The sequence below is a fragment of the Paenibacillus sp. MY03 genome (assembly GCF_002165585.1).
GTDB lineage: Bacteria > Bacillota > Bacilli > Paenibacillales > Paenibacillaceae > Pristimantibacillus > Pristimantibacillus agaridevorans.
This window is the reverse complement of record NZ_MXQD01000007.1, coordinates 62,707-88,972: the sequence shown is the minus strand read 5'-3', so window position 1 is coordinate 88,972 and position 26,266 is coordinate 62,707. Positions and strand designations below refer to the sequence as shown.

Sequence of the window (26,266 nt, the reverse complement as noted above, 5' to 3'; positions counted from 1 at the left end):
GAAGGGTTGTACCAGGTTGAAAACTGGGGGCCCTTCTTTTTTGAGTTGTTCCGGATTTCGGGTACCTCAGCCCATGCCAAATGCACAAGAAAGACGTACCACATGGAAGTGGTACGTCTACAGATTAGTCGCCAGTTACCTCGAAAGCATCGAATAAATGCCCCGTCCTACGTTTAACCCCATCAATTGTTATCGAGATAAGATAACCCATTATAGAGGAGTTGCGCACTCTCGGCACGGGTGGCCGAATCGTTTGCTTCGAATCGATTCGAAGGTCTGCCTTTGACGATGCCTAGTTCAACCGCTGCATTAACCGACTGGATGGCCCATGCCTGGATGGAAGCAGCATCGCTGAACGTCGAAGCAGTCGGACTAACAGGGAGTGAGTTGCCCTTCTTCAGTTCAACGGCACGCATCAACATCGTGACCATCTGTTCACGGGTTATGGCCGCATCGGGAGCGAAAGAGGTTGCCGACGTACCGTTGATGAGCCCGAAGGAGAAGGCGGCAGCTACATAACGGGCATACCAGCTGTCGGCGGCGACATCGGCGAAGATGCTGCCCTCGTCCTCTACCGGAGTCTGACTGAGCCCCAACGCTCGTACGAGCATCGCAGCGAACTCGGCCCGGGTGACGCTTGCTTGTGGATCAAATTGCGCAGCATGGATTCCCTCCACAATTTGTTTTGCGCTCAGGTCGCGAATGACGTCATGCGCCCAGTGGTTGTCTGCTACGTCCGTGTATGACTTATTATATTCGAGCAGCGCATAGGAGCCAGGCTCCGTGACTTCTGCTGTGTAAAAGCCGTCCTTCTGCTTGCTCGGCACATAGGTGAGCTTGCCATCGACGCCGATCTTATATAAATAAACCGGCTTATCGCTGACTGCTGTTGTAGCGGTACGTTCGATCATAAGAGCAACCGGTTCAGCGAATCGGGTCGTCGCTGTAACGGTGCCATCGTCCGCGATGGTCGACGCTCCCAGTTCCACGAGTGCGGAACGCTGCCGCAACTGCGCCGACGTAAGTTCGGCGCTCTGTTTCAGCCGATCTTGCGATGCCGCGTTAGTCAGCGGAGCCAACGTCAACGTCATGGATCCGCCAGACTTGTTCGGCGTTAGCGTCGAAGCAAGACCGCGAAGCGTACCGCCGGACAAAGTGATTGTCGATGTACCGGACTTGACCTGCAAGCTTTGTCCCTTGAGCAATTCTGCCGCATCAATTGGCAACTGCACGCCTCTTTCTTGAGCCGCTAACCGAATCACGATGCTCCCGCCGTCTCCCGCTAGTTTGCTCAGTTCGGAGCTGCTAATTTGCCGCATTAGATTAGCCGATGGTCTGTCATCCTCGCCGGGTGTCGTTGTCGGCGGATTGCCTGGACCGTTGCCGGCGGGTGCAGCGTACACAAGAAGCGTAAACTGCGCTTCAATGCCGCCAGAAGCTGCCGTTATTGCCTTGATCGTCGTTTGTCCCGGCGCGATGGCACGAACCAGACCTGTCACGCTATCAATAGAGGCTACGTCCGGCTTGCTGCTGCTGAAAACGAGACCTTGCGTGACCGGCTTTACCGTGGCGTCGCTGTAAGTTCCGTCTACAGCCGCAGTAGCCGTAGAACCTGCCTGCAGCGAAGCTGGCAGTTTAATGACTGTCGACTGCAAGATAGATACGGGTGATGTGACGAATTTCATGTCGCCCCAATACTCTTGGCCGTCGCCTTCGCCGACCCACATGATTTGTCCCCATTTCTCGTCGGCGAATGAGCCATGATTGTCGGTCGCCGCCAGCGTCATGCCGACTCTGAGGTTTTCTCCGGGGGCGAACGGCGTTACTTGCAACGAACTCCAGGGTATTGCCGCCTCCATCGTATAGCCGTCGCTGCGTAACTGCGAGGCGATCTGGCCGTCTGTAAACGGCTTCTCTACAGCCCCGTCGTTATGCCCCTCACGGATGAACATATGCGGAGTCGGATTGGGCTCCGGCCCGCTTGCCGTCATAAAGATGCCGTAATCGCCGTTGCGGAAAGCCGACCCGTTTTTGTCCCGCTTGAGATCAAAGAACAGCAGCGTGGCGTCGGACTCGTACATTCGATTGCCAATCTCGGGAAAGTGCAACGAGTCGTCGGTCCGCTCCTCCAGCAAGTATAGATTATCGTTGTCCCAACGCATGCGGTATTTGCTAACCGACCGCGGATCGCGTACGACGGTGCCATACGCTTTTACATCGGGCGATTCCTTGCTCACCGTAATTTCTTCGGCATCGGCCCATTCAGCCGGATCGGCGACGCCGTCGATTGTGACAGGCTGCGATGTTTTAACTGAATTGTAAGTACGAATCGTGTCCGACATATCCCCGCCGTTCTCGCCCAGGAACCGGTAGTACGTATACGGATCGACGACTTCGAAGTTCAAGTCGGGATACTGCCGCTTCACGTATTCCACGGCGTCGACGATGACGGTCGGTTTGGTCAAAATCGTTCGAAAGCTGAAAAAGTTCGAGTTGCGCTGCAACATCTTTGCCATCGTGTCGCCCATTTTTTGCGTATCCGTAAATTGCACGCCGAGATCGGTTACTTTGCCAAAAGGCGTGCCGTTTACGATCGGCTGATCGAAGCCGGAATTATTGCCCACGCCCAGCGGCGAGAACGTGCTGTACGATTGCTGGACGCGCAGCGAGGCGGCGCCTGAATTGCCGCTAATCAGGAAGCCGGTAATATCGAGATCGAAACGATCGAACAGCCTCGCATTATAATCTTCCCAAACGTCGAGGAAATCGGGCAAACCGTCCGGGCGATTGTGGGCTTCCAGCATCATCGGGTTCAAGTATCCTGCACCGTTGTCGCTAGCCACGAAATAATCATTGGGTTTCATCGTCTCATAGAGATAGTTGAACACTTGCGGCACGCGGTCGGCCGCGTTCGGTACGAACGACCATGCCAGCGGAATTTCGCCGCGCTTAGGATCGTTCCATAAAGCCGGAAGTGCGCCGGAAGTCCAGGCCGAAGCATCAAAGTCGCTCATGTAGAACATAATGTACTTCTTATTCTTATCGTATACTTTACCGTTCGCGCCTTTATCGTTGTTCTGCTTCAGGTTGGCGTTAAGCGGAACCTGGCGGAATATAGAAGCGTTCGTTAGGCCGATCAATCCGTAAGCATCGGCATCCATCTGCCCGTTATACTTGGAGATGATGTCGGCATAACCCCATTCGGCCGGAACGGGATCAAGCGCCGCATTCGGATCGGCATAGGTCGTATATTTAATGAACCAAGGCACGAAGCCGCCGATCGTTATAATTTGCTCGCCGGCCCGACTGTTCTGCGAACGAAGGAGCTCGATAAACGTCCTGTAGTCGCTTCCGAGCGGCTGAGTGGGATCATCGTTCGGAACGCTGGTTTCGTCCGGGCTCAAATCGAAGAAAAAGGCTTTGCGGGCGATGTAATAGTCCGCATTCGGCAGCGATGAATTAAATAGGTCGGAATAGAACACGGGCTCGCTAGGAACCTCTACTTCGTCCGGAATTTGCGGTACGGTGCCATCTGCCGATACGGTGATCGTGCTGATCCACGAATTGCCGAACCAAGCATCGCCGTCACGAATCATCCGAGCCGCGAATTCGTAGGTGCCCGCTGTCTGCGGCGAGCCTAGCGAGAAACGGAATGTGCGGGTTTGGCCAGGGGCGACCGTTTCTCCTTCCTCGAGATAAATGCGCTGATCGTTTGGTGCGTTCGTGAATCCGTCTTTGTAATTCGTCCAGCGCAGCTGATTCGAGGTGGCTGCCGCCAACCGGTACAGGTCGGCTTTCGTCCAACTGCTCGTGCCTGTATTGGCGAAAGTGAGCGATAGCTCCGTTTCTTCGCCCAGTTTCATTGACTGCGGGACGTAGGCGGACACGATTGTCGCAGCCATCGGCACGTTAGTCGGCTCAGGGCTGGCAAGCTGCTGTTCGACGACAATCATTCGTTCCAACGGGGTGCCGCTCCAAGTTACGCCGTCCCTGATCATTTGTGCAGCAAAGCGGTATACGCCTGGCTGATCGGGTGCTTTAATTGCGAAACGGAACGTCTTCGACTGCCCCGGCGCAACCAACTCCTGCGGATCGAGCAGCACGCGCTGATTGTCCACGCTCTCCGCAAATCCGCCATTCAACCGCTTCCATACCAGCGAATTAGTCGACAGCGATGCGAGTTTGTCTAACGCGCTCATGCTCCATGGCTCATCGCCCGTGTTCGTTACTGTTATACTAACTTCTGCCGTCTCTCCGGCCAAGATCGCAATCGGCAGCGAAGCGGACACGATGTCGGCATTCATGCCCTGGTTTGTAGCGGCTGGCGGCAAGCTTAATTGTTCCTCCGCCGGCGCAGCTGGCGGTTGCCCATCGGCTGTGACATAGATCGTCCGCGTCGCTTTGTTCGGGCCGATCCATTGCACGCCTTCTTGGAGCAGCGCGGCGCTGAACTCGTAAGTACCGGTTTGTGTAGGGGCGATGATATGGAAGGTAAATGTTTTGACTTCGTCAGGAGCGACCTGCTCGTTGTCGTCCAAATAAACGCATTGACCCATCGGGTTAGCAGGATCGTGTTCGCCATTCTGGCTGCTCCAGACGAATTCATTTACAGTGGCGCTGAGATCGGGGGCCACCCAAGCGCCCAGCCTGACGTTCGCGGCTTTCGTCCAAGCGGCGCTCCCTGTATTCCGATAGGCGACCGTCACCTGGGCCATAGTTCCCGGTTGCATCGCGGCAGGCAATGCCGCGATCTCCAACTGGGCGGCGTACGGTTCTGGTGAGATTGCCATCGGATTGATGGATTGTACAGCCGTTATCGTCGTTCCGCTGTGCTTATCGCCGATAGGGAGTAGGCCGCCATCGGACGAAGAAGGGATGGACCTTGCCTCGTTCGCTACGACTGCGATGTCACGGGACAATCCTGTACCAACCATCCAGGCTTCGCCATCACGTACCATCGTGGCGCTGAATGTATAGGTGCCTGCGGTATCCGGTGCCTTGATTGTGAACCGGAACTGTTTGGTATCACCGGGTTTGATCTCATCATCCGTACTCAGGAATACCCGCTGATTGTTGATACTTTCGGAGAAGCCTCCATTTAGATTGCTCCAGATGAACTGGTTGGTGCTGGTCGAGGCCAGTCGGTCATTGGCCGCCAACGTCCATGGCGAGGAGCCTGTGTTCTCGATCGTAATCGAAATATCGGCCGATTGACCGGGTGTCAACGTTGTCGGGATGTAAGCCGACACAACTTTCGCGCTCAATTTGCTGGCGATCACGCCCCACGAAGCGCCGTCCAAAGCGTTTACCATCAGCGCCGGATTCGTCAATCCTGCGTCCAAGTAATTGATTTTCGCCCATATGTACGCATCGTTTTTGGCGCTCCCGGTCGATGGTTCTCCATCGGTGCCTGGTATCGTGCCCGAACCGGTAAACATTCCGACGAGGTTCTTGCTTACCGGCCACAATTCACGCTGGGTCACCACTTCATCGTATACACTGCCCGGATTGTCATCATATCGAATCGGCAGCAAGTTTTCGACGCCGGCGATCGTCGAAGCGACGTTGGCGGTTGCGGGAACGTCTTCATCCCACAACACAACACCGTCTGCGGCATCTTGCAGCAGATCAAGCAGCTCAAAGAAATCGTCTACCGCGACCTGGTCGTAGTTAGACAACAGCTTGTCCTGCCCGCTTAATTGCTCCAGCCAGAAATTGTCGATGTCCAAATTGGATTGTTTTGCAATTCCGTTGGACTCGAAGTGGAAATAGAGCTGCGGCTTGTCGCGATTCGCGAGCCCTTGCAACGCGCTGGCCAGCTTCAAATAATCGTAGGCAAGCTTCGAACTGACGCTTTTTTTACTATCGATAAAGGCTTGCAAATCAAATACGTACAGCTTGTCTTGGATGCCCTCTGCTTTTACCGGGGGCGGAACAGCCATGCTTCCTGCAAAAAGAAATAAAACCAGAAGCAGTGATGTCCATGTGCGTAATTTCATTGTTATTTTCCCACCTTTCATATAGTTGCTTGCATGTGGTATGTAAACGCTACCCGCAGTGTGGCGGTTGTTGCTCGCCAAATGTTCAGGTTGCGATTGACATCGTTCGTCCAGCGGTCATATGTAACCGCTTTAATTTAACTAAAAGGTAAAAGCAAAATGGCAGATTTGATTGCTATGTCTATTAAAAATATAGAGGACATTGGATTGGAGCGTCCATCCAATATCTTTTGTATTTATGTAAGAATATTGGGATTTCGGGACATTTATCTGCTATAGGGCAAGGGTGCTTTCGTATTGGACACCCGTCCCTATTATCGATGAGGCGTCGATCGTTCAGGCCGTGCAGAGCGGGGCGAAGGGGATTATCATCTCTACGAACTACGGTCAATTGTTATGCGAAAGGGAGTCGATCCGTGCGAGAATACCGGAGCAATAAAGAGGGTGTGAATCGGATCGACGCAATGTGTATGAACAAGAGTCGATCCGACTGATTATGAATAAAATTGGATACACGGATAAATAAACGACGTTCTACATCTTTACGTCTCGAATATGTCATTGACTGCGATTTCAAGGTCCTCAAAAAAGCAAGATCGCAACACTTCATTAGAGCGATATACGGCAAATTCTTCGATAGTAAAATTCTCAAAGCTGTAAACCAAAACGGAAAGCTTATCAGGATCGATAATCCAAAATTCCCTTACTCCTGACAACATAAACGTATTCAGCTTATCAATCATATCTTTAGAGCGGGTACTTTTTGATAAAATTTCGATACAAAGCGTTGGAGTGCCCATATATCGGTCTTTTTCATTTACTGCCTCATCATAATCGCAAACAATGAGCAAGTCCGGCTGCATGACATCAGGTATGTCCAAGTCCTTTTTATAGAAATGCACATCAAAAGGAGCATAAAAGACCTTACACTTCTTCTCTTTTAAATATGCTCGAAGATGAACATATAGATTTCCCGAAATATCTTGGTGGAATGTACTTGGGGAAGTGAGAAGAACTATTTCGCCGTTAATATATTCCATCCGTTGCTCGCTATCCTCGTAAATTTCCATGAATTCTTCGTAAGAGACCTTCTTGCCGCCATACTGATAGTCCTGTGCTCGTTCCTTTACCGTAAAATATCGTTCGATTTTAGAAAGGTAGGGCGACAATCGCGCGAATTTGTTCCCGTTTTTTGTGATGACGATTTCATTATCCTCTGCTGCATAATCCAGATACTTGCCCAAATTTGTTTTAAACTCAGTGGCCGTTACTGTTTTTGTCGTGTCTTTCATTTCTATCACCTCGTAGTGTAATAGTTCAATAATCGTACGATAATTATAGCATATCGTTCGATAAAAGTTAAAATATCGTATGATATAAAAGAGGAGTAACGGCCCGTTACATCTTGATGACAACTTCGTGCTATGATGGAGGCAAACTTTCGCCCTGCTGCAGCAGGGCATACGGGAGAACGCCGAACAATGGAGAAAACAAAGGTTCTGATCATTGAAGACGAAGCCGCGATCGCGGAGCTGCTGGCATACGGATTGACGAGAGAGGGCTATGAGGTGCAGACCGCCGGGAGCAGCGCCGAAGGGATGCGAGAAGTAGAGCGATTCCGCCCCGATCTGCTCATTCTCGACTGGATGCTGCCGGACGGCAGCGGGCTGGACATCTGCAAGAAGGTGACAGCGAGCCACAATATTCCGATCCTGATGGTAACGGCCAAGTCCGACATCACCGACAAAATACTCGGCCTGGAGTTCGGAGCGGACGACTACATCACGAAGCCGTTCGACCTGCGCGAGGTTATCGCGAGGATCCGCACTATTCTGCGGCGGTTCGCGCAAGCGAGCCAAACCTCGCAGGAGGAGGCCGGCGGAGAAACGCTGCGTTTTAATCATATCGAGATTATCCGCGGCGAACGGATGGTAAAGAGGCGCGGCGAGACGGTGGACTTAACGCCGAAGGAGTTCGATCTGCTTCTGAAGCTGTGCAGCAACCGCGGCAGAATCTTTACGAGAGAAGAGCTGCTGGAGCTGGTCTGGGGTTACGATTACGTCGGAGAGACGAGAACCGTCGACAACCATATCCAGCGGCTGCGCAAGAAACTCGATGTCGGCGAGCTGATTACGACGGTATTCGGCATTGGCTACAAATTCGAGAAGGATGCGGATTAGTCCATGCGCGGGGGATTCCGGTCCATCAGGACCAAGTTCATCGTCGGTTTTTTCCTCATCTTCGCGGTGTCGTTTCTGCTCCTCAGCTGGACGGTTACGAATATCATCCAGACCAGCAATCAGAAGATTATAACCGACGATCTGATCGGGCTCAAAAAAACAAGCAACAATTATGTGCGTCAAGCGTTTATGATCAATCACTTCGGCAATGACGACATCTACTTCGGACAAATCGCGGAGGAAATGATCAGCGATCTGAGGTACGCCATGTCGAGCGAGGTCAGCGCCTACACGGTGGACGGCGAGCTCATCCATGCTTCCGACGAGTCCGCGTTTTCGGGTGCGGGGGAAGACGATCTTAAGCAGGCAACGCGGGGAGCGACGGCTTATACGATTTCCTATGAGGGCGGGACGGCAGCGGTTTATTATTCCTATCCCGTCGTTATCGACGGCGTAAAAGTGGGCATTCTTCGTTATTCGAAGCCATTCGACCTGCTCTATGAGCAATCCGACCGGATATTAAATGCCGTCTTTTACATCGCGCTGGCGATCTTTGGCGCCGCGTTCCTGTTTTCGTATTTGCTGTCGCGGCATATTTCGGTGCCCCTGTCCAAGCTGGAGGGCGCTTCGGCCGAAGTCATGCAGGGAAACCTGGACGTCCGGCTTGAGGTAAACAGGCGCGACGAGATTGGCCGGCTGGCGGACAACTTCAACGACATGATCGGTCAGCTCAAGAGCCAGATCGGGAAGATCGAACGGGATCGGGATCGGCTGGAGAAGCTGCATCTGCAGGGCAAACATTTCTTTGACAACGTCACCCACGAGCTCAAGACGCCGCTCACGTCCATTCTGGGCTACGCGGAGCTTATCCGGGAAAACGGGGAGAGCGATCCCGCGTTTTTCCGCAAGGGGATGGATCATATCGTGGGCGAAAGCCAGCGGCTGCACGGCATGGTCGTATCCCTGCTGGAAACGTCGAAGGAGCAAGGAGGCTGGGAGGAAAGCGGGCGGATCGAAGCCGGATCGCTCCTAAGGGATGTATGCGACGCCATGTCTTTCAAGGCGCAGCGTTACAAGAAGGCCATCCGTTGCGAGACCGGTAATGAACTGCTCGTAGAGGCTCAACCGGACAAGCTCCGCCAGCTGTTTATCAACATCCTCGACAACGCGATCAAGTATAGCGATCCCGGGGCGGAAATCTTGGCATCGGCAAGCTCGGTTGCGGCAGAAAACGTCAGGATCGTGATCGCCAATTCGGGCCAGCCGATCCCGCAGGAGAAGCTGGCAAGCTTGTTCCAGCCCTTCGGGGCCGAAGGCAGAGCAGCCAGGGAACAAGGCAGCGTCGGTCTCGGCCTAGCCATTGCCAAGTCGATTATGGACGAACTCGGCGGTACAATTACGATTATGAGCGAAGATGGAATGAACAAAGTAACCATGGAGCTGCTCGGCGCGAAAGCGGGGAGGACTGTATGAAGCGGAAACGTAATTGGAGTATAACGGGAGCGGCATGTCTCCTTGCCGTCCTGCTGCCGCTTGCGCTTTCCGCCTGCGCGGGAACGCTTAAAACAGAAACGATCATCATACCGGATGGGGCGGAAGAGACGCCTGCGGCGATAGGCGGCGACGCGTTCGAGATCGACGCGCTGTACCGGCTCCCGAACGGGGACGTCAAGTACGCCGGCTTGTTCCAATGGATCGGGAACGACGAATTGATCCGCGTGACGTGGGGCTTCAAGGGCGACATCATTGTCGACAAGTATAAAACGCCGTTCGAGAAGGCTGAGCGCGTTCGCGAAATGGACGGTTATCTCCTCGATATCGGAAACTTGTCTACGGACGGGCGTTACCTCATCGGGTACTCCTACAGCGAGGACGCCGGACAGGAGTCCGCGTTGACGCTTGTATCTCTCGAAAGCGGGGAGGAGAAGGAGGTGAGCTCGCTCCGCTCCGTTCTGAGAATGGGCTCGAGAAGCATTACATGGTCTGGCGACAGCGCATACTTTTCGTTTTTTACCTTTACCGAGCAAGGGGAGCTTGGCATCGGAGCTTACCATATGGAGAGCGGATCCATAAAAACGTACAGGATGCCGGAGCCAAGCGAGATTGCATTTTATTATTCCGTCAAGCTGTCGGAGGATGGAAAAAGCGCAATCGTGATTAAAGAAGAGAAGGGAAAGCCGCAGTTCTTCGTACTGGGCAAGCTGGAGGAAGGCGAGTTTATCCCGCAATATGAGCATACGATGCACCAGAACGGTTCGGTCGATTGGATCGATCAGGACCGGGTCGCGTTTACCGGCTCGGACGGCACCTTGTTCGCCTATGATCTCCGCAATGACGGTTATGCCGTGCTGCTGGACCAAGTCGGGAATTTTGCCTTGTCGCAGGATCGCTCCTTCATCGCCTACTCAACCCCTGATGCAACCGTCGAGGTAGCGAAGCTGCAAGGGAACAATCTGTTGCACAAAACAACGGTTTACCGAGGCATTGTCGCGGATGGGCTGACATGGAGTCCGGATGGGGGCTCCCTGCTCATCCAAGGCCGGAAACCCTACGACGATGCGGCTGCCTTGCAGCCGGTGGCGAAAGAAGCCGAGGCTGTGGATGACTACAGCTTCCAGCAGATCGTGATCGACTTTCGTTCATGACAACTTGTAGACATCTCGGGCAAGCTTTGGTGACATGATTGTCCTACATTTAAGAGGTGCAAGCGTAAGCCGGACGACATCAGAATGAGAGGGTGTGTTCGACAATGATAACCTTAAGAGGGACAATCGGAATCATGGCCGTGGCGCTGGTCTTATTGCTCGTGATCCTATTGGCTGCTTGCAGTGGAAGGGGAGCGGGCGGCGGCAGCTCGTCGGGCAATTTTACGGGAGGCGCAAGCGGTACGTCTACAGGCGGAAGTTATGCCGGTGGCGAAGGCGCCGCATGGAACGGAGGCCCAATTCATGGAACCGGCCAAGGCATGGCATCGGGCGGCAAAGGAAAGCGGAAAGTTGTATTCGCGACCTTCTGGCCGGATGTCCGCTTCGCGGAAGCGAAGACCAGGTTCGAAGCGCTGCATCCCGATATCGAGATCGAGCTGCACTATATCCAAACAAACGACTCCAGATTCGAGAAGGATCTGGAGAGATTCGTAAAAACGACGAATGCGGCGATGCTGGCGGGCAAAGGGCCGGATATTTTGGAAATGGATCTATTGCCGATCGAGCATTACGTGCAGCGCGGCTTGCTTGTCGACCTGGAGACACTGATCGAGCGGGATGCGACTTTTAATCGTGAGCTATATTTCGCCAACATTCTGGATCATGCAAAGGTCGGAGGCGGCTTATACGGGATGCCGCTGTCCTTCTTCCAGCGGGGATTCGCCGAAGATGTCGATTCGACGGTCGGGATGAACGCCGCATCCACGGTAAAACAAGAAGCTTGGGCATTTATCAAGTTTATGATGTCGGGTCAGTGGATGCTTTCTGACGGAGTCCCCGTCAACGAGCTTCAGCAGTAAGCGCTTTAAAATTTAATCTGGCTAAATGAACTGCTCTATCTTTTTTCGTGTTAGAATTTATTTGGAGACATTTTTGTTGCAAGTTGTAGACGATCCCATGATTTCTGGATGATATAACGTAGTAGAGGCATTATTTATCCATATTCGGGAGGGCGTCATCTTAATGGAAAGAACCAGAAGATATTCAAGATCGGCCAGATTCAAGACGCTTTCGCTGCTGCTGCTCGTTGCCATTGCAGGTATCTTTCTCTATATGACTCAATTTGCGAAAAATGGCGGAGAGATGCCGAAAACGCTCGGCGGAAAAGAAAATAAGACCGAGCAAATCAGCTCGGGAATCGGCGATTTCGATTCCGATTCCGAATCGACGAAGGATACGTTTAAAATAGTGATTGACCCTGGACACGGAGGTAAGGATCCTGGTTCCACTGGGGCCAGCGGAATATTCGAGAAGGTCAGCAATCTGGCAATCGCGGAGCGTGTGTATGATCTGCTGTTGGAGGATTCGCGCTTCGAGGTCCGGATGACCCGGACGGACGATACGTTCGTGGAGCTTGAGGATCGTGCGGGTATGGCCAATGACTGGCCGGCCGACGCTTTCGTCTCCATTCATGGCAATGCCTACGAAGACAGCAGCGTCTCTGGTTCGGAGACGTTTTATCGATACGATAACGGTCTGCTGCTGGCGGAGGCGATTCATGAAGAACTCGTAGACGCAATGGGATTCAGGGATCGGGGGATCCGGCTGAACGAGCTGAAGGTACTCACCTTGAGTCAGGTTCCCTCGCTGCTTATCGAGACCGGCTACCTGTCCAATGTGGCGGAGGAAACCGCTATCCTGAGCGAGGAGGGGCAGGATCAGATGGCTCGGGCCATCGTTGACGGTTTGAAGGCGTACTATGAGCAAACAAGGGGAAGTAGTATGTAGTCGAGAAGGATAGATGGGATAAGATCAGATGAACCACGACGCCAGCTTTGGGCCGTGGTTCTTTTTATGGTCGTCACACTTATTGGCGTAGGCGATACTGCTCCGGGGTCGCCCCCGTAGACTTCTCGAAAACTCGGTAAAACTGGCTTGGCGTAGAGAAGCCCAGCATAAAGCTGATTTCCATCACGGTATGCGCTGTCCCCTTCAACAGTCGCCGCGCTTCCTCCATGCGAAGATGGAGGACATATTGATAGGGCGCATAGCCGGTAGCGGCTTTGAAGGAGCGGATGAAGTGGAACCGGCTCTGGAGCGCAATGGCCGCCGCATCGTCGATTCTGATCGCCTCCGTGTAATGAGCCCGTATATACTCGACTGCCTTCGTAATATGTTTGTCCGACAACTGAGGGGACTGCTCCTTATCGGACAGGAGCCCCTTCTCCCCGCCTCCCTGCATGAGCTCGAGCAGTTCGTTCAGGATCAGCGTCTCCGACTGCTGTTCGGCCAGCAGCTCCCCGGAGGGCATGGACAGGTCCAGCCACCTGCGGAAGCGGGCTTTAACGAGGCCGGGCTCTACCTGCAGGCGCAGTGCAGTCTCGTCACGTCCTCGTACCTCTGGAAGAGAGGCGTCAAATCGCCCGCCTTCCGTAATGGCAACAATGACTCCAGCGTCGTCTCCGATATGGAAGCAATGCCGGTCATCGGCATGAAGAAGAAGCGCTTCTCCAGGCATGAGCGTCATTTGCTTATTCTCATGCGTGAAGTAACAGGTGCCGTGCGTAGGAATCGTCAGTTGATAATGTCCGTCATGCGTATGAGGAAGGTTCTCGAACGCATTCGCGATTTGAACAACTTCTATATCTGGCAGCGTTAATTGAATTTGCATGTTTTCTCCAGTCTCAAACCGTACTTTTTGAACACGCCTTGTCAGGCTATAGCAATTCGTGCTCGAAGGGAGCAATAATCGCGAGCGACGCCGTGACATGCTTGGTTGTAGCATTAGAACATCATTGGCAGAAAGGATGTCTACATACGATGTCACCAAGAGAGGCAGTCGCCCAAGCCGGTACGAACACGGCTTTCACCATTCTTCTTAGCGTAAGCGCCGCGCATCTGTTAAACGATGTGATGCAGTCCGTCGTTCCCGCCGTTTTCCCCCTATTCCAGCAAAAGCTTGAACTCAGCTTTGCGGAAATAGGATGGGTCGCTTTTGCGCTTAATATCTCGGCGTCTATTTTGCAGCCGTTAATCGGATCTTACACCGATCGGAAGCCGATGCCAAGTCTTTTGCCGCTGGGAATGTTATTTACGCTGCTGGGCATGATCGGATTCGCCGTCGCTCCATCGCTGCTCTATCTGTTGCTTTCGTCCGTTCTTATCGGGGTGGGGTCTTCCATTTTGCATCCGGAATCCTCTCGAGTCGCGCACTTGGCCGCCGGCAAGAGCAAAGGCTTCGCGCAGTCGATCTTCCAGGTGGGAGGCAATACCGGCCAGGCGCTCGCGCCGCTTATGGTCGCCTACGTAATCAGCCCGCAAGGGCAATACGGTTTCCTTTGGTTCGTCCTGCTTGCTCTTGTCGGGATTGTCATACAAACGCGCGTAAGCAAGTGGTATCGGGATCATGTGAAAGACCGTCCTGTCGCTAAGAAAAAGACAGGCGCGGCAGGCAAAGCAACGTTCGGCAAACCGTTTATCATCTACGTCATGTCGGTGCTCGTCCTGATGCTGTTCGCGAAATTCGTGTATCTTGCCGGCATGACCGGCTACTATTCTTTCTATTATATGGACAAATATGGGCTCTCCCTGAAAAGCGCGCAAATTTGCTTATTCGCTCTTCAATTCGCAGGGATGGCAGGCACGTTCTTCGGCGGACCTCTGGCCGACCGGTTCGGCCGGCAAAAAGTGATTTGGTTCTCCATTTTGGGAACCGCGCCGTTTTCGCTCTTGCTGCCTTACGCGGGGCCGACGGCCGCCGTGCTGCTATGCATCGCAATCGGGCTTATTCTGATGTCGGGTTTCTCCGTCATTATTGTATACGCCCAGGAAATGCTGCCCGGCCATGTAGGAACGATTGCCGGTCTATTTTTCGGCGTATCCTTCGGACTGGCGGGACTCGGCTCAGTCGTCATGGGCTCCATGATCGATTCTCATGGCGTCGAGCAGGTTATCAAGGCATGTTCCTATTTGCCGCTCCTTGGTTTGCTTGCCTTGCTACTGCCGAGAGATTCCAAGATCATGCGGGGAGCCTGAGAGGCTTCGGCGTAAAATCCGGCACGCTCGGGCTGATGTGGCAAGCTCGGGCGCGCTGGAATGATTTTAACGCGTTGCTCATATCGGAGGAGAGGACCGCCATATAATGTAGAGAATAGCTCTACACCCTTCTGAGGGAGGCGAAGGCATGGCAGGTTTTTTTCTCGTCTATCTCCTTGCCGCGTCCTGCGCGGCGGGGTTTCTGCTGTTCCGCAGGAATACGGTTCCCCGGGAGAACGGGGGCGTGTTCCGCATGAATGGACAGCCGTCCGTTATTATTCCGGCCAGGAACGAGGAGAGCAATCTGCCGTACCTGCTCGGTTCGCTTCAGGTCCAGTCCATGGAAGGGCTGGACCTTATTGTCGTCGACGATCATTCCGAGGATCGTACGCGAGCCATCGCGGAGAGCTTCGGCGTCAACGTCATTGCAAGCCCGCCGCTGCCTCCTGGCTGGACGGGCAAGAATTGGGCGGTGACGACCGGCTTCAAAGCTGCAAAAGGCGACATTCTTATCTTTCTGGATGCCGATGTCCGGCTTGCGCCGAATTCGCTATTCTCCCTGCTGGCGGCAAGAGAGAGGATGGGCGGCGTATTATCCGTCGTGCCCTATCATCAGACGGAACGTTTCTACGAGCGGCTCTCGCTCATTCCCAATCTGCTGGGGCTGTTCGCCTTCACCTCGCCCATGGAACGGCGCAATCCCGCCCAAGGTTTATACGGGGCTTGCATCGTGGCGACGAGGGAGGACTACGAGAGGGCGGGCGGTCATGAAGGCTTGAAAGGGGAGCTGCTCGACGATCTGGGACTAGGCGCCCGATTCAGGGAAGCCGGCATTGCCATTCACAACTATATCGGTCACGGTCTGGTCTCCTTCCGCATGTATCCCGGCGGCATACGCAGCGAAGTGGAAGGCTTTAGCAAGGGCGCCGTGCTCAGCACAAGCAAGCTGAGCCTTTGGACGACGCTGCTCGTCGCCATATGGCTGATCGGTTTGGCGGCGTCGGAGTCCGCGCCATTTTTTTTCGGGACGCAATGGGGGATTCCGCTGGGCATCGCGTACGTGCTGTATACGGCGCAGATCTATTATTTTGTTCGTTATACGGGCATGTTCGGGCGATGGCTTCCGGCGATTCACGGCATCAGCACGCTGTTCTTCCTGTTCGTTATGCTCTATTCCGTCATTCAAGTCGCCTTTTTTGGCCGAGTCGCCTGGAAAGGCAGGGCGGTGCAAGTAGGTGGCAAACGGGGGGATGGGGCAGGTGGCAAGGGTAGAGGAGATGGCGTGGACAGCGAGACTAAGGGTACTGGGGAGGCGGTCAGAGATAGGACGGGAGGGGGGCCGTCATGATGGTGCTTCCATACGCGTGCTGGACTATACTTTGCTTTTTATGCGGGTCATTTATGTTCTCTTATTGGCTTGGCTTGCTGGCGGGTCATAACGTAAAGAGAGTCGGGGACGGCAATCCCGGGGCCGCTAACCTGTGGAAATCAGCGGGCGCCGTCTTTGGTATCTGGGGCATTGCGCTCGACTTTCTCAAAGGCTTTTTTCCGATATGGCTGCTCATTCACGCAGGAGGAGTGAACGGCTACTCTTTAGTGCTTCCCTCCGCGGCTGCCGTACTGGGCCATATGTTCTCGCCGTTTCTACGGGGGAGGGGCGGCAAGGCCGTTGCCGTCACGTTTGGGGTGTGGAGCGCGCTTACAGGGTTTGCGGCCGCGCTTGCGTATGCGGTCCTATTGGCTGTTCTTTTGCTCGGCGGCAAGCTGCTCCGCAGGGGGAAGCCGTCTTCGAGCGTGTCGGACGGCTCCCAGATCGTGTTTGGCATGCTGCTGCTGACGGCTTTGATACTCCTCTGGAGCGGCTTCGCCGAGCTTCATCTCGCTGTGTTCGGAATGGTCAACACGCTGCTGCTAGCTTATGCTCATCGTAGGGAGCTTAAGTCGTTGCTGGCGATGCGCACGGGAACAAAAAGCGGGGGCTGAGCGTCTTACGCCCTGGCTCTGCGATCGTTCAGCATATACCAACCGAATACGATATAGCAGAGGCCCCATGCGACCGATCCCATATTGGAGATGGCGGGGATGAAGTAGATGGCAGGGTAGATCATGAACAATACCATCACCCATAGCGGATAAATTCGCGCACGAATCAGGATGACGCCAAGGACGATCTGTCCCAAAAGAGTCATGATGGAGTTTGCGCTCAGCACCGGCGCGATGATGGGGTCATCCTCCGTCTGAATGCCCAGCATGTTCGACCAGACGAGGGCAACGGTCAGCATGCTGCCGATCGCGATCAACAGAACGGAAAGGAGTGCCACTATTCCAGTCCGCGGCAAGGAGTGCAGGTACACGCCGATGATGCCGATCCCCATAAATATACAAGCGATAAAACCGAACACCAGCTCCGGCATGCTGTCGAGCCCCCATATATAGGAGCTTGGCGCCATGCCGATTCGCGCAATGCCCCCCAGTATGGCCACAATAGCAAGCACCTTGATGACTTGTTTTAACTCCATGATTAAATTCCTCCCGATCGAAAGAATAATGCGTCACAATGCCGTGACTCCCCTATCGTAGATCAATTTCCCGGAAGCAGATAGTTACGCGCTGTCATGAAGTTTGTCATCGTTGTCATGCTGGCGTAAATGATCGAAGTAATGTTAGACGGAACTCGGAGGCTTTATTTCGCCGTTGCGCCTCCGCAGGTGTATACTAGGGTCAGACTGGTATCATCGGAGGAGGTAACCCTTTGTCGGAAACAATCGGACTCGTGCTGGAGGGCGGCGGTATGCGGGCGGTGTATACGGCTGGCGTGCTGGAATGTTTGATGGAGCATGATGTGTACTTTCCTTATAATATCGGAGTGTCGGCGGGCGCCTGCATGGGCGCGAGCTACTTGTCCAGGCAGGTTGGGCGCAACCGTGTGGTCAACGTAGATTACGTCAGCGATCCGCGCTATATCTCTTGGGGCAATCTGCTGAAGAAGCGAGAGATGTTTGGAATGGACTTTATTTTCGACGAGATTCCGAACCGGCTGGTGCCCTTTGATTACGAGGCCTTCCGGAACAGCACCGAACGATACGTCATTGGAACGACGGACTGCGAGACGGGGGAGAGCGTCTATTATGAAAAGGGCGAGCCCGGCTTCGATATGCTGCCGTTGCTGCGAGCGTCAAGCTCGCTTCCTTTCATTGCCAGAATCGTGGAGTTCGGCGGCAGGAAGCTGCTGGATGGAGGATTATCCGATCCCATTCCTCTGCGGAAGTCGGAAGGGGACGGCAATAGCCGCAACGTGCTCATATTGACCCGCAACGAGTCCTATCGCAAATCGCCGAACCGTATGGGCTGGCTGGCGCGCCGCGCGTACGGCAAGTATCCCAAGCTGGTGGAAACGATGCTGCGCAGGCATGATGTCTACAATGAAACGCTGGCCTACATCGCCGAGCAAGAGCGTACCGGCGCCGCATTTGTCATTCGTCCATCCGAGACGTTGACGGTCGGCCGCATGGAGCGGGATCCGGCCAAGCTGGGGGCGTTGTACGAGCAAGGCTACGCGGATGCCAAGCGGCTGTTGCCGGAGCTGAGGAGCTGGATGGGATAGTGTGCTGGAAATCCTGTATGGATCAAGCGAGGTGGGAGGTATGGAGAATAACTTGCCGGACAACAAGCCGTTGACGTTGCCTGTGCAGAGTCATGGAGATGCCGGGAGGCTACGTACCGCTACCTTCGGCATGGGCTGCTTTTGGAGTCCGGAAGCCTTGTTCGGCGCGTTGCCGGGCGTCGTTCGCACCCGCGTCGGTTATGCGGGAGGAAGCAGTCCAAGCCCGACCTACAGGGAACTTGGCGATCATACGGAGACCGTGGAGCTTCTATTTGATGAGGCGATGATAACTTTCGAAGATATTATCCGGACGTTTTGGAGTAACCATACCCCGTTAAATATTAACGGCTATAAGGGGAGGCAATATCAGTCGCTGCTCTTCTATCATGACGCCGACCAAAAAGCGTCGATCGACGCGGAGCTGGAACAGAGGGAGAAGGCCGGGCTTGGCAGACCTGATACCGAGGTTACGCCGTACGCGGGATTCCACCTTGCGGAAGACAGGCATCAGAAGTATTACGTGAAGCGGTTTCCGAGCGCGGTAAGCGAACTGGAGTCTTTATATCCGTCGGAGAACACGGAAGCCTGGACGGGCACGACGATCGCGGCCAGGCTGAACGGCATTGCCAAAGGTTATCTGAATATGGGACAACTGAGGTCGGAGCTCGAGTCGTGGGAGCTGGAGGACGAGGAGCGCGTTCGGTTGGCGACGAAATTGTTTCAAATTCGGTGGTAATAAATTCCCGTTAGAGCTCGACAAAATAAAATGGGGATGCCCGCCGCCGGCAGTTTTTTGTGATCTTGTTGATCCAACCCAATATGACGTGGGGATATATCAATCAAGTGAGGAATGTGGCTATTATATACAGGCCAAACATCTTGAACATCGAATTTAAGGCTCATTAAATATTAAATACCTTGTAAAAAACAAAGGCAGCTCGGGGCGCAATAAGCTCCGGGCTGTCTTTGTTCCATTTGCGACGGATGGATGTTGTTGTGTGGAGAACAATAGAAGGAAATCTGCCCTCTAATTCACAAGAATAACCACTGATTTTCTAATTAAAGGGAAATGTGCCATCTAATTTGATGTATTTGCCTCCATATAGACGGTATGTTGAGAATTAGCGGGAGATTTTCCCTTTATAGTCCTGCTGAAGTGAAATTCGATGAATTTAGTGGGACATTTTCCCACTATAGTAGTCAACAGTAGCCGATGAATCGATAAGGAGATGGGTGCCGCCGGGGTGCGGGGTGCGAGCTCCGAGCTCCGAGCTTTCACTGGTAACGTCGTCGCCATATGTTCCCCCACCTTAAAAAAACAAACATGAACTCCTAATTAACTTTATTGTTAGACCCGTCAGCCTGGCGCATAATTACGTCATAACCATTAAGGGGGAAACACAAATGGCTAACAAAACAACCAAAACATTAAGCGTATTAATGGCTGGCGCCCTGGCGGTCGGTCTTACCGCTTGCGGAGGCAATAACGGAGGCAATACGGGAACAAACGAAGGCGCCGCTGGCGGCAACGGCGGGGATAAAGGCGGAGAAAAAGCGACGATCACGTTCCAGAACATCTACCCGGACTCATCCGATCCGAAATACCAGATGATCCGTACGATCGTAGCCAATTACGAAAAGGATCACCCGGGCGTGAAGATCGAGCTGGATTCCTTGAATACGGACCAACAGAAGCTGAAGCTCAAAACGCAAGCGGCTTCCAAAGAAGTGCCGGACATTACGATCGTGAACCCGGCCGCCCAAATGCAGCCGTTCGTGGAAGCGGACCTGTTCGCTCCGCTCAACGAAATGGTGGAGAAAAACGGCCTTAAGGATACATTCCAGGAAGGCATTCTGGACTACTACACTTTCGATGGCAACCTGTACGCGCTGCCTGACGGCAACAACATCGGCCTTGTTTATTACAACAAAGCGTTGTTCAAGCAAGCCGGCATCGAAGTGCCGACGACCTTCGAGGGCATGGTAGAAGCGGCAAAAACGTTAAAAGCAGCGGGCATTACTCCGATTGCAATCGGGGAGAAGGACTCCTGGACGGGTTCGTTCCTCTTTATGAACGTCCTGCTCCGCACGAACGGCCCTGGCTTCCTGCAGGACGTTGCCGACGGCAACAAAACGTTCGAAGATCCGGCTTTCGCCGAAGCCGTAGACGCGTTCCAATCGCTGGTTCAAGCCGGTGCCTTCCAGGAGGGCGCAACTTCCTTCGACTATAATGCGGGCGAAAACCTGTTCAAAACGGGCAAAGCGGCCATGTACTATATGGGCAGCTGGGCAACGGGCGGCATCGAGACATCCGAAGTGAACAAGGACGACAATATCGGCGTCTTCAAGTTCCCTACGGTTAACGGCAAAGGCAACCCTGACGAATTCATGCTGGCTCCGGGCTCCGCATTCGCGGTATCCAAGCACAGCAAACATCTGGACGTGACGTTGGACTTCCTGAACTACTTCATGCAGAATTACCCGATCGAAGCGTTTAAGGTAAAAGGCGCGGTAGGCGTCGCCCAGACGATCGAAGAGGACTTCGCGGCTGCAGGCTATTCCAACATGGCGATTCAAGTACTTGATTTGTTTAAGGATGTTAAAGGCGGAGACATCTCCTTCGACAACACGATGAACCCCGGCACGTCCCAGGTCCACTTGACGAGCATCCAGAACCTGTTCGTATCCAAGAAGGACGCGGCGGACGTCGCCAAAGAACATCAAAAAGCTTTCGAAGAAAACAACAAGTAATCGCATCATCAGTTCAAGTTGATAAAAGGAATGGAGGGGGCAGCCTGATAGCCGCTCCCTCCGCCCGTGTCGGCTAGCGAAGGTTTTGTGAGAAGGAGATGGATGCCTTGAACGTATTGAAAGTGTCCAAGTGGACCATCGCGGCGTTCGTGCTGCCTTGCGTTTTGTTATATGTCGGTTTGGTTTTCGTACCGATCCTCGTGTCCGTATACAGCGCCATGCTGGATTGGAACGGAATCGGAGCCTCGACGTTCGTCGGGCTCGATAATTTCAAGTACATGCTGACGAGCGACACGGTGTTTTGGCCGGCGGTCGGACGCACCTTCCTGCTTGCGGGATTTTCGATGCTTATTCAATTGCCGCTTGCCCTGTTCGTGTCGATCTTAATTAGCCGTTACGTGCGCAAACCGAATTTTTTGGTTTCCAGTTATTTTCTGCCTGTTATTCTGTCCGTGGTCGTTATTGGCCAACTATGGAAAACGATCTATAACCCCGGCTCCATGGGGGGCATGATCAATCAAATTCTCGAAACAATCGGGCTGGAGAGCTGGACCCACTCCTGGCTGACCGAGCCGAAGATCGCGATCTTTGCGATTATCGTCGTAGGCCTGTGGCAGTACCTGGGCTACCATATTCTCATCCAGTTCACTGGCGTCCAGAACATTCCGGCCGATATTTACGAAGCCGCCAAGATCGACGGCGCAGATGGCTTCAAGGCCGATCGTTATATAACGTTGCCCATGATCATCCCGATCTTCAAAATTTCCGTCGTGCTGTCCTTTATCGGTTCCCTGCAGTCCTTCGACCTGATTATGGTCATGACGGGCGGAGGACCGGGCAACGCAACCGACGTGATTGCCAGCCATATGTACAAGATGTCGATCCTGTCGCAGAAGTTCGGGTACGGAAGCGCCATCGCGACCTTTCTCGTCGCCGTCTGTCTGATCGCGACCGTCATCATCAACTTCCTGTTCAATCGATTGGACAAAAAGTATACGTAAGAAGGAGGCGCTTGTCATGAGCCGAACCGCGATCACGGCGACCAAGCCAGCCGCGACTGTCCGCACAAGCGGCAGCCGCTTCTCCGTCGCCAAGCCGCTGATCTACATCGTGCTGGGCATCCTGCTCGTCACGCAGCTCTACCCGCTGCTCTGGCTGTTCCTGTATTCGTTCAAAACGAACGACGAGATTCTGTCCGGCAGCTTCTTCTCCTTGCCGTCCGTTTGGCAGATCGAGAACTACAGCGCCGCCATCGAGAGCGGCAATTACTGGAGATACCTTGGCAACAGCCTGTTCGTCACGTCGATTACGATGGCCAGCGTCATCGTGCTGGCAGCGTTGGCCGCTTTCGCCATTACGCGATTCCGCTGGAAGTATGGCCAACTGGTACTGCTGCTGTTCCTGCTCGGCATGATGATTCCGCTGCAAAGCACGCTGCTGCCGCTTATGATTATTTTCAAAAATATGGACATTCTAAATACGCATCTGTCTCTGATCTTGCCGTATATCGCGTTCCAGACGCCGATCTCGGTCTTCATCCTGAGCGGCTTTATGAAGGCGATCCCGCACGAGATCGAGGAGTCCGCCATTATCGACGGAGCGGGCGTATTCCGGATCTTCCGCAGCATCATTTTGCCGATCTCCGTACCGCCTATTGTGACAGTTTGCATTCTGACCTTCATCAACATTTGGAACGAATACATTCTGGCCGCGACATTCATCTCGTCGGAGAAGCTCAAGACGCTTCCGTTCGGCGTAAACAGCTTCGTCAGCCAGTATTCCGTCAACTATGGCGCCATCGGCGCGTTTCTGGTGCTTGGTGCGCTGCCGGTCATCGTCATTTATTTCCTGCTCTCCGAGCGGATTACAAAAGGGATGGTAGCCGGCGCCGTAAAGGGGTAAGATGGAGAGATGAACAAATTCCAATCCATTCACGGCCGCCTGTTTCCCATGTTCCTTCTTAGCATGCTGGGTCTTCTGCTCGTCGTCACGGTGGTTTATTACCAGCGGGCGACGGAGCAGATCAGGGATCGGGTAGGCTCCATCGCCGAAAAAAATATATCGCAAACCGTCAATCTGTTCGACCTGCTGCTAAGAGGGTATGACAGCGTCACCAAATCGCTGAACAGCAACTATGAGCTCATCCGTCTGCTCAAGCAGTACGCCGGATCGGAATCCGTCGAGGCCGTGCAGCTGGAGAAGCGGATTACCGACATTATCGGCGCCATCTTTTATTCGCGCAGCGATACGGTAGGCATCCATATCGTAACCAACTACGACAAGGTGTTCAGCTTCGACCGGACCAACGGAGCCAGCGTGCGGCAATATTCGGAGACGTCCTGGTTTACCGAGCTCAAGGGATCGACGGGGGAGATGAAATGGCTGGGCGTGTTTCCGGAATCGCTAATGAGCGCGGGAATTCAGCGGCCTGTTTTTGCATTCGGGAGACAGTTGTACGAATTTGATACGCTAAAGTCCATCGGCATCGTGCTGATCGAGACGGACGCCGACGCCATCGAGACGGCGCTTACGAACGCAAGCCTTGGGCCGGGGAGCCAGGTTATTATTCGAGGCGCGGGAGGAGAAGAAATCATTCGCACCGGTGTTTCCGAGGGCGTCGAACCGGCCCTTGTGCCAGCGGAATGGCCGGGAACGCTGCGACAGGGAGAGGTCGTCGTGCGCGACTCGGATGACGTCACGTCGACGGCAGCGCGAATCGGCATGGCGGATTGGACGATGATCGGCGTCACGCCGAACAATGAGCTGCGGCTGGAGCTCAAGGAAACGCAGCAGTTCCTTATTACGCTTGCGCTCATTCTCATCGTCGCGGCAACGTTGCTGGCTACTTTCGTCTCGCGTTCGTTCTCCTCGCCGTTCAAGCGGCTCATCCAGCAGATGAAGATGGTCGAACTAGGCAATTTCAAAGGCGAAGTGCAAGTGCGTTCGTATTATGAGATTAACGTGCTCGTCGGCTCCTTCAACCGGATGGTTCAGCAGATGGACGAACTGATCGAGAGGATCAAGCTGGCCTCCATCAGCGAGAAGAACGCGCAGTTGCAAGCTTTGCAATCGCAGGTGAACCCGCACTTCCTGTTCAACACGCTCGATATGATCTACTGGATGCTGGACGAGCGGGAAAACGACCGGTTAGGCCGCGTCATTTTGGCGCTATCGCGCATCTTCCGCTACAGCAGCGATTGGGAGGAAGCGTCGAAGGCGAAGCTGCGGCTGGAGCTGGAGCAATTCAGGCATTATTTTACGATTATTGAGACTCGCTTGGGGGATAGAGTGACGACCTCCATCGAGGTCGAGGAGAAGTGGCTGGATATCGAAGTCCCGAAAATGATTCTTCAGCCCATCGTGGAGAACGCGGTCAAATACGGGCTGGAGCCGCTGAACCGTCCGGGTCTGCTTCGCGTCTATTCCAGAGAGGCCGACGGCGGTCGGGTAGAAATCGTCGTGGAGGACGACGGCGTCGGCATGGAGGAAAAAACGCTCGCAAGGCTGAGCGACATGCTGGAGGAGCATTCCGTCATGCCTGGGCAGTCAGGCTGGGGATCATCTCATAATCCGACTCTGCCTAAGCGCGCTTCGGACGCTTCGAAAGCAATCGGAATGGAGGACAACAGGTCGATCGGGGATGCCGGGAGCCTGCCGGCTTCGGGCGGCGGCGGGCAGTCGCAAGAGCGCAGGGGCATCGGGCTGCTCAACGTCCACCGCCGTATCCGGCTCATGTTCGGAGAAACGTACGGACTTCGTATCGAAAGCGTCGAGGGGCAAGGGACGGCCGTTATCGCGTCGTTCCCGGCTCAAGGGAAGGAGGAGGCAAAGGGATGAACATTCTGGTCGTCGACGACGAAGAAGTGATAAGGAGCGGTGTTGAGCGGACGATACGGAAAGCATTTCCCCAGCATCGCGTGGTCATGGCGGACAGTCCCGAAGCGGCCGTGGAGCTGCTCAAGAGCCTGCCTATCGATCTTGTGCTGACCGATGTGCTTATGCCGGGCATGACGGGGCTGGAGCTTATCGAAATATCGCGGGGCCGGCACTCCCATATCAAGTGGATCGTCATCTCGGCTTACTCCGAATTCGCTTACGCGAAGGAGGCCGTGCGTCTCGGGGCTAAGGATTATTTGCTGAAGCCGATCGGCAAGGATACGCTGATCGACAAGATCAAGGAGTTGGAATTGGAGATCGAAAAGGAGAACGAACGGAACAAGGAAGCCCAGCTGCTGTCTCGCAATCTCCGCTTCCTGCGCGAAGCGATCTTTGCCAGATGGGCTTCCGATCTGGACCTGGGAGGCATCGATCTGGCGCCTTTCGTAGGCAATCACCCGTACTTTCATCTCATCATGCTGCGTCTCGACAGCGAAACCGATCTTCGACTGGAGCACTTTATCGTGGAGAACGTCATGTCCGAGCTGATCGATACCGCTGGCGACGGGTTCGTCGCGAGCATCGACTCCAAGAGCCTGCTTGGACTCGTCACGCTGCGGGAGGAGCAGGGGCTGGGTCCGCTGATCGAGCAGATGCGTTCGCATCTCAAGCGGTATCTCAAAATTCCGTTCCAGGTCGTGCACTCCGACCGGATTACCGACCTGGACGCCGTGCCGGAGCAGGTCAAGAGGATGCGCAAGTCGTCGGAATCGCAGGTATACGATCATTATGCCAGCGGCGGCGAGAAGGCGGTGGAGGTGGCGATTCAGTATATTCGGTCCCATATGGCCTCCGAGCTGACGTTGGAGAAGGTGTCCTCCGTCGTCTATTTAAACCCTGTGTACTTCAGCCAGCTGTTCAAGCAGAAGACGGGCGGCGGCTTCAAGGAATACGTGACGGGGCTGCGTCTCGAGCGAGCGATGGAGCTGCTCCGGGACTCGGAGCTCAAGATCGGCGAGATCGCCGAGAAGGTGGGTTATCCCGACGTCCGACACTTCTCCCAGATCTTCCGCAAGAAGGCAGGCTGCACGCCTTCGGAATATCGGCAGAACACGACCGCACCCACCCTTTAGGGCCCATCGGGCCTAGGCGGGAAGCGGAATTGCCCCTCTATTG

General features: G+C 54.1%; 19 protein-coding genes. 15 read left to right on the top strand and 4 right to left on the bottom strand.

Going from position 1 to position 26,266, the window contains the following annotated elements:
- Positions 1-182: 182 nt before the first annotated feature.
- Positions 183-5,999, bottom strand: a complete 5,817-nt coding sequence (locus B1748_RS08045; RefSeq protein ID WP_179215461.1) for an S-layer homology domain-containing protein — start codon at positions 5,997-5,999, stop codon at positions 183-185.
- Between the two features lie 542 nt (positions 6,000-6,541).
- On the bottom strand, positions 6,542-7,291 hold the full coding sequence (locus B1748_RS08040) for a type II toxin-antitoxin system Phd/YefM family antitoxin (RefSeq protein WP_087567380.1): 750 nt from the start codon (positions 7,289-7,291) through the stop codon (positions 6,542-6,544).
- A gap of 189 nt (positions 7,292-7,480) precedes the next feature.
- Between B1748_RS08040 and B1748_RS08035 the strand changes: the two genes are divergently transcribed.
- The 5 genes from B1748_RS08035 to B1748_RS08015 all read left to right on the top strand — a co-directional run bounded on the left by B1748_RS08035 (position 7,481) and on the right by B1748_RS08015 (position 12,612).
- Positions 7,481-8,179 (top strand): response regulator transcription factor, encoded by a 699-nt coding sequence (locus B1748_RS08035; RefSeq protein WP_087567379.1) that lies wholly within the window; start codon positions 7,481-7,483, stop codon positions 8,177-8,179.
- A 3-nt stretch (positions 8,180-8,182) separates the two neighbouring features.
- A complete protein-coding gene (locus tag B1748_RS08030) occupies positions 8,183-9,652 on the top strand; it encodes a sensor histidine kinase (RefSeq protein ID WP_087567378.1) in 1,470 nt (489 codons plus the stop codon).
- On the top strand, positions 9,649-10,824 hold the full coding sequence (locus tag B1748_RS08025; RefSeq protein WP_087567377.1) for a WD40 repeat domain-containing protein: 1,176 nt from the start codon (positions 9,649-9,651) through the stop codon (positions 10,822-10,824). Before B1748_RS08030 ends, B1748_RS08025 begins: the two co-directional genes overlap by 4 nt.
- 104 nt (positions 10,825-10,928) lie before the next feature.
- Positions 10,929-11,684 (top strand): type 2 periplasmic-binding domain-containing protein, encoded by a 756-nt coding sequence (locus B1748_RS08020; protein ID WP_143810262.1) that lies wholly within the window; start codon positions 10,929-10,931, stop codon positions 11,682-11,684.
- A gap of 163 nt (positions 11,685-11,847) precedes the next feature.
- Positions 11,848-12,612 (top strand): N-acetylmuramoyl-L-alanine amidase family protein, encoded by a 765-nt coding sequence (locus B1748_RS08015; RefSeq protein WP_087567375.1) that lies wholly within the window; start codon positions 11,848-11,850, stop codon positions 12,610-12,612.
- 79 nt (positions 12,613-12,691) lie between these two features.
- On the opposite strand, the gene B1748_RS08010 is transcribed toward B1748_RS08015, so the two are convergent.
- The gene (locus B1748_RS08010; protein ID WP_179215460.1) at positions 12,692-13,495 is read right to left on the bottom strand and encodes an AraC family transcriptional regulator; all 804 of its coding nucleotides are present in this window, start codon (positions 13,493-13,495) and stop codon (positions 12,692-12,694) included.
- A 149-nt stretch (positions 13,496-13,644) separates the two neighbouring features.
- On the opposite strand from B1748_RS08010, the gene B1748_RS08005 reads away from it, so the two are divergent.
- The 3 genes from B1748_RS08005 (at position 13,645) to B1748_RS07995 (ending at position 16,842) form a co-directional block, all read left to right on the top strand.
- Positions 13,645-14,859, top strand: coding sequence for an MFS transporter (locus B1748_RS08005; RefSeq protein WP_087567373.1), 1,215 nt, complete (start codon positions 13,645-13,647; stop codon positions 14,857-14,859).
- A gap of 148 nt (positions 14,860-15,007) precedes the next feature.
- On the top strand, positions 15,008-16,207 hold the full coding sequence (locus tag B1748_RS08000; RefSeq protein WP_087567372.1) for a glycosyltransferase: 1,200 nt from the start codon (positions 15,008-15,010) through the stop codon (positions 16,205-16,207).
- Positions 16,204-16,842: a glycerol-3-phosphate acyltransferase gene (locus B1748_RS07995; RefSeq protein ID WP_256975574.1), complete on the top strand. Its 639-nt coding sequence runs from the start codon at positions 16,204-16,206 to the stop codon at positions 16,840-16,842. Before B1748_RS08000 ends, B1748_RS07995 begins: the two co-directional genes overlap by 4 nt.
- A gap of 5 nt (positions 16,843-16,847) precedes the next feature.
- On the opposite strand, the gene B1748_RS07990 is transcribed toward B1748_RS07995, so the two are convergent.
- Complete coding sequence (locus B1748_RS07990) at positions 16,848-17,378, bottom strand: hypothetical protein (RefSeq protein WP_087567371.1); 531 nt, start codon at positions 17,376-17,378, stop codon at positions 16,848-16,850.
- Positions 17,379-17,611: 233 nt separating this feature from the next.
- Here B1748_RS07990 and B1748_RS07985 point away from each other — a divergent pair, with 233 nt between their 5' ends.
- The 7 genes from B1748_RS07985 to B1748_RS07955 all read left to right on the top strand — a co-directional run bounded on the left by B1748_RS07985 (position 17,612) and on the right by B1748_RS07955 (position 26,223).
- Entirely contained in the window at positions 17,612-18,463 is an 852-nt protein-coding gene (locus B1748_RS07985) for a patatin-like phospholipase family protein (RefSeq protein ID WP_087567370.1), read from the top strand.
- A 40-nt stretch (positions 18,464-18,503) separates the two neighbouring features.
- Positions 18,504-19,199 carry a peptide-methionine (S)-S-oxide reductase MsrA gene (locus tag B1748_RS07980; RefSeq protein ID WP_087567591.1) on the top strand — a complete coding sequence of 232 codons (696 nt, stop codon included), beginning with the start codon at positions 18,504-18,506 and terminating at the stop codon, positions 19,197-19,199.
- 668 nt (positions 19,200-19,867) lie between these two features.
- On the top strand, positions 19,868-21,214 hold the full coding sequence (locus B1748_RS07975) for an extracellular solute-binding protein (RefSeq protein WP_087567369.1): 1,347 nt from the start codon (positions 19,868-19,870) through the stop codon (positions 21,212-21,214).
- Positions 21,215-21,321: 107 nt separating this feature from the next.
- Positions 21,322-22,215 (top strand): carbohydrate ABC transporter permease, encoded by an 894-nt coding sequence (locus B1748_RS07970; RefSeq protein WP_087567368.1) that lies wholly within the window; start codon positions 21,322-21,324, stop codon positions 22,213-22,215.
- Between the two features lie 16 nt (positions 22,216-22,231).
- The gene (locus tag B1748_RS07965; protein WP_087567367.1) at positions 22,232-23,116 is read left to right on the top strand and encodes a carbohydrate ABC transporter permease; all 885 of its coding nucleotides are present in this window, start codon (positions 22,232-22,234) and stop codon (positions 23,114-23,116) included.
- A gap of 9 nt (positions 23,117-23,125) precedes the next feature.
- Complete coding sequence (locus B1748_RS07960) at positions 23,126-25,051, top strand: sensor histidine kinase (RefSeq protein ID WP_087567366.1); 1,926 nt, start codon at positions 23,126-23,128, stop codon at positions 25,049-25,051.
- A complete protein-coding gene (locus B1748_RS07955) occupies positions 25,048-26,223 on the top strand; it encodes a response regulator (RefSeq protein WP_087567365.1) in 1,176 nt (391 codons plus the stop codon). Before B1748_RS07960 ends, B1748_RS07955 begins: the two co-directional genes overlap by 4 nt.
- Positions 26,224-26,266: the final 43 nt, after the last annotated feature.

Excerpts from the sequence above, each read along its gene's own strand:
- B1748_RS08045 (WP_179215461.1), bottom strand. The coding sequence starts at position 5,999 with ATGAAATTACGCACATGGACATCACTGCTTCTGGTTTTATTTCTTTTT.
- B1748_RS08040 (WP_087567380.1), bottom strand. The coding sequence starts at position 7,291 with ATGAAAGACACGACAAAAACAGTAACGGCCACTGAGTTTAAAACAAAT.
- B1748_RS08035 (WP_087567379.1), top strand. The coding sequence starts at position 7,481 with ATGGAGAAAACAAAGGTTCTGATCATTGAAGACGAAGCCGCGATCGCG.
- B1748_RS08030 (WP_087567378.1), top strand. The coding sequence starts at position 8,183 with ATGCGCGGGGGATTCCGGTCCATCAGGACCAAGTTCATCGTCGGTTTT.
- B1748_RS08025 (WP_087567377.1), top strand. The coding sequence starts at position 9,649 with ATGAAGCGGAAACGTAATTGGAGTATAACGGGAGCGGCATGTCTCCTT.
- B1748_RS08020 (WP_143810262.1), top strand. The coding sequence starts at position 10,929 with ATGATAACCTTAAGAGGGACAATCGGAATCATGGCCGTGGCGCTGGTC.
- B1748_RS08015 (WP_087567375.1), top strand. The coding sequence starts at position 11,848 with ATGGAAAGAACCAGAAGATATTCAAGATCGGCCAGATTCAAGACGCTT.
- B1748_RS08010 (WP_179215460.1), bottom strand. The coding sequence starts at position 13,495 with ATGCAAATTCAATTAACGCTGCCAGATATAGAAGTTGTTCAAATCGCG.
- B1748_RS08005 (WP_087567373.1), top strand. The coding sequence starts at position 13,645 with ATGTCACCAAGAGAGGCAGTCGCCCAAGCCGGTACGAACACGGCTTTC.
- B1748_RS08000 (WP_087567372.1), top strand. The coding sequence starts at position 15,008 with ATGGCAGGTTTTTTTCTCGTCTATCTCCTTGCCGCGTCCTGCGCGGCG.
- B1748_RS07995 (WP_256975574.1), top strand. The coding sequence starts at position 16,204 with ATGATGGTGCTTCCATACGCGTGCTGGACTATACTTTGCTTTTTATGC.
- B1748_RS07990 (WP_087567371.1), bottom strand. The coding sequence starts at position 17,378 with ATGGAGTTAAAACAAGTCATCAAGGTGCTTGCTATTGTGGCCATACTG.
- B1748_RS07980 (WP_087567591.1), top strand. The coding sequence starts at position 18,504 with ATGGAGAATAACTTGCCGGACAACAAGCCGTTGACGTTGCCTGTGCAG.
- B1748_RS07975 (WP_087567369.1), top strand. The coding sequence starts at position 19,868 with ATGGCTAACAAAACAACCAAAACATTAAGCGTATTAATGGCTGGCGCC.
- B1748_RS07965 (WP_087567367.1), top strand. The coding sequence starts at position 22,232 with ATGAGCCGAACCGCGATCACGGCGACCAAGCCAGCCGCGACTGTCCGC.
- B1748_RS07960 (WP_087567366.1), top strand. The coding sequence starts at position 23,126 with ATGAACAAATTCCAATCCATTCACGGCCGCCTGTTTCCCATGTTCCTT.
- B1748_RS07955 (WP_087567365.1), top strand. The coding sequence starts at position 25,048 with ATGAACATTCTGGTCGTCGACGACGAAGAAGTGATAAGGAGCGGTGTT.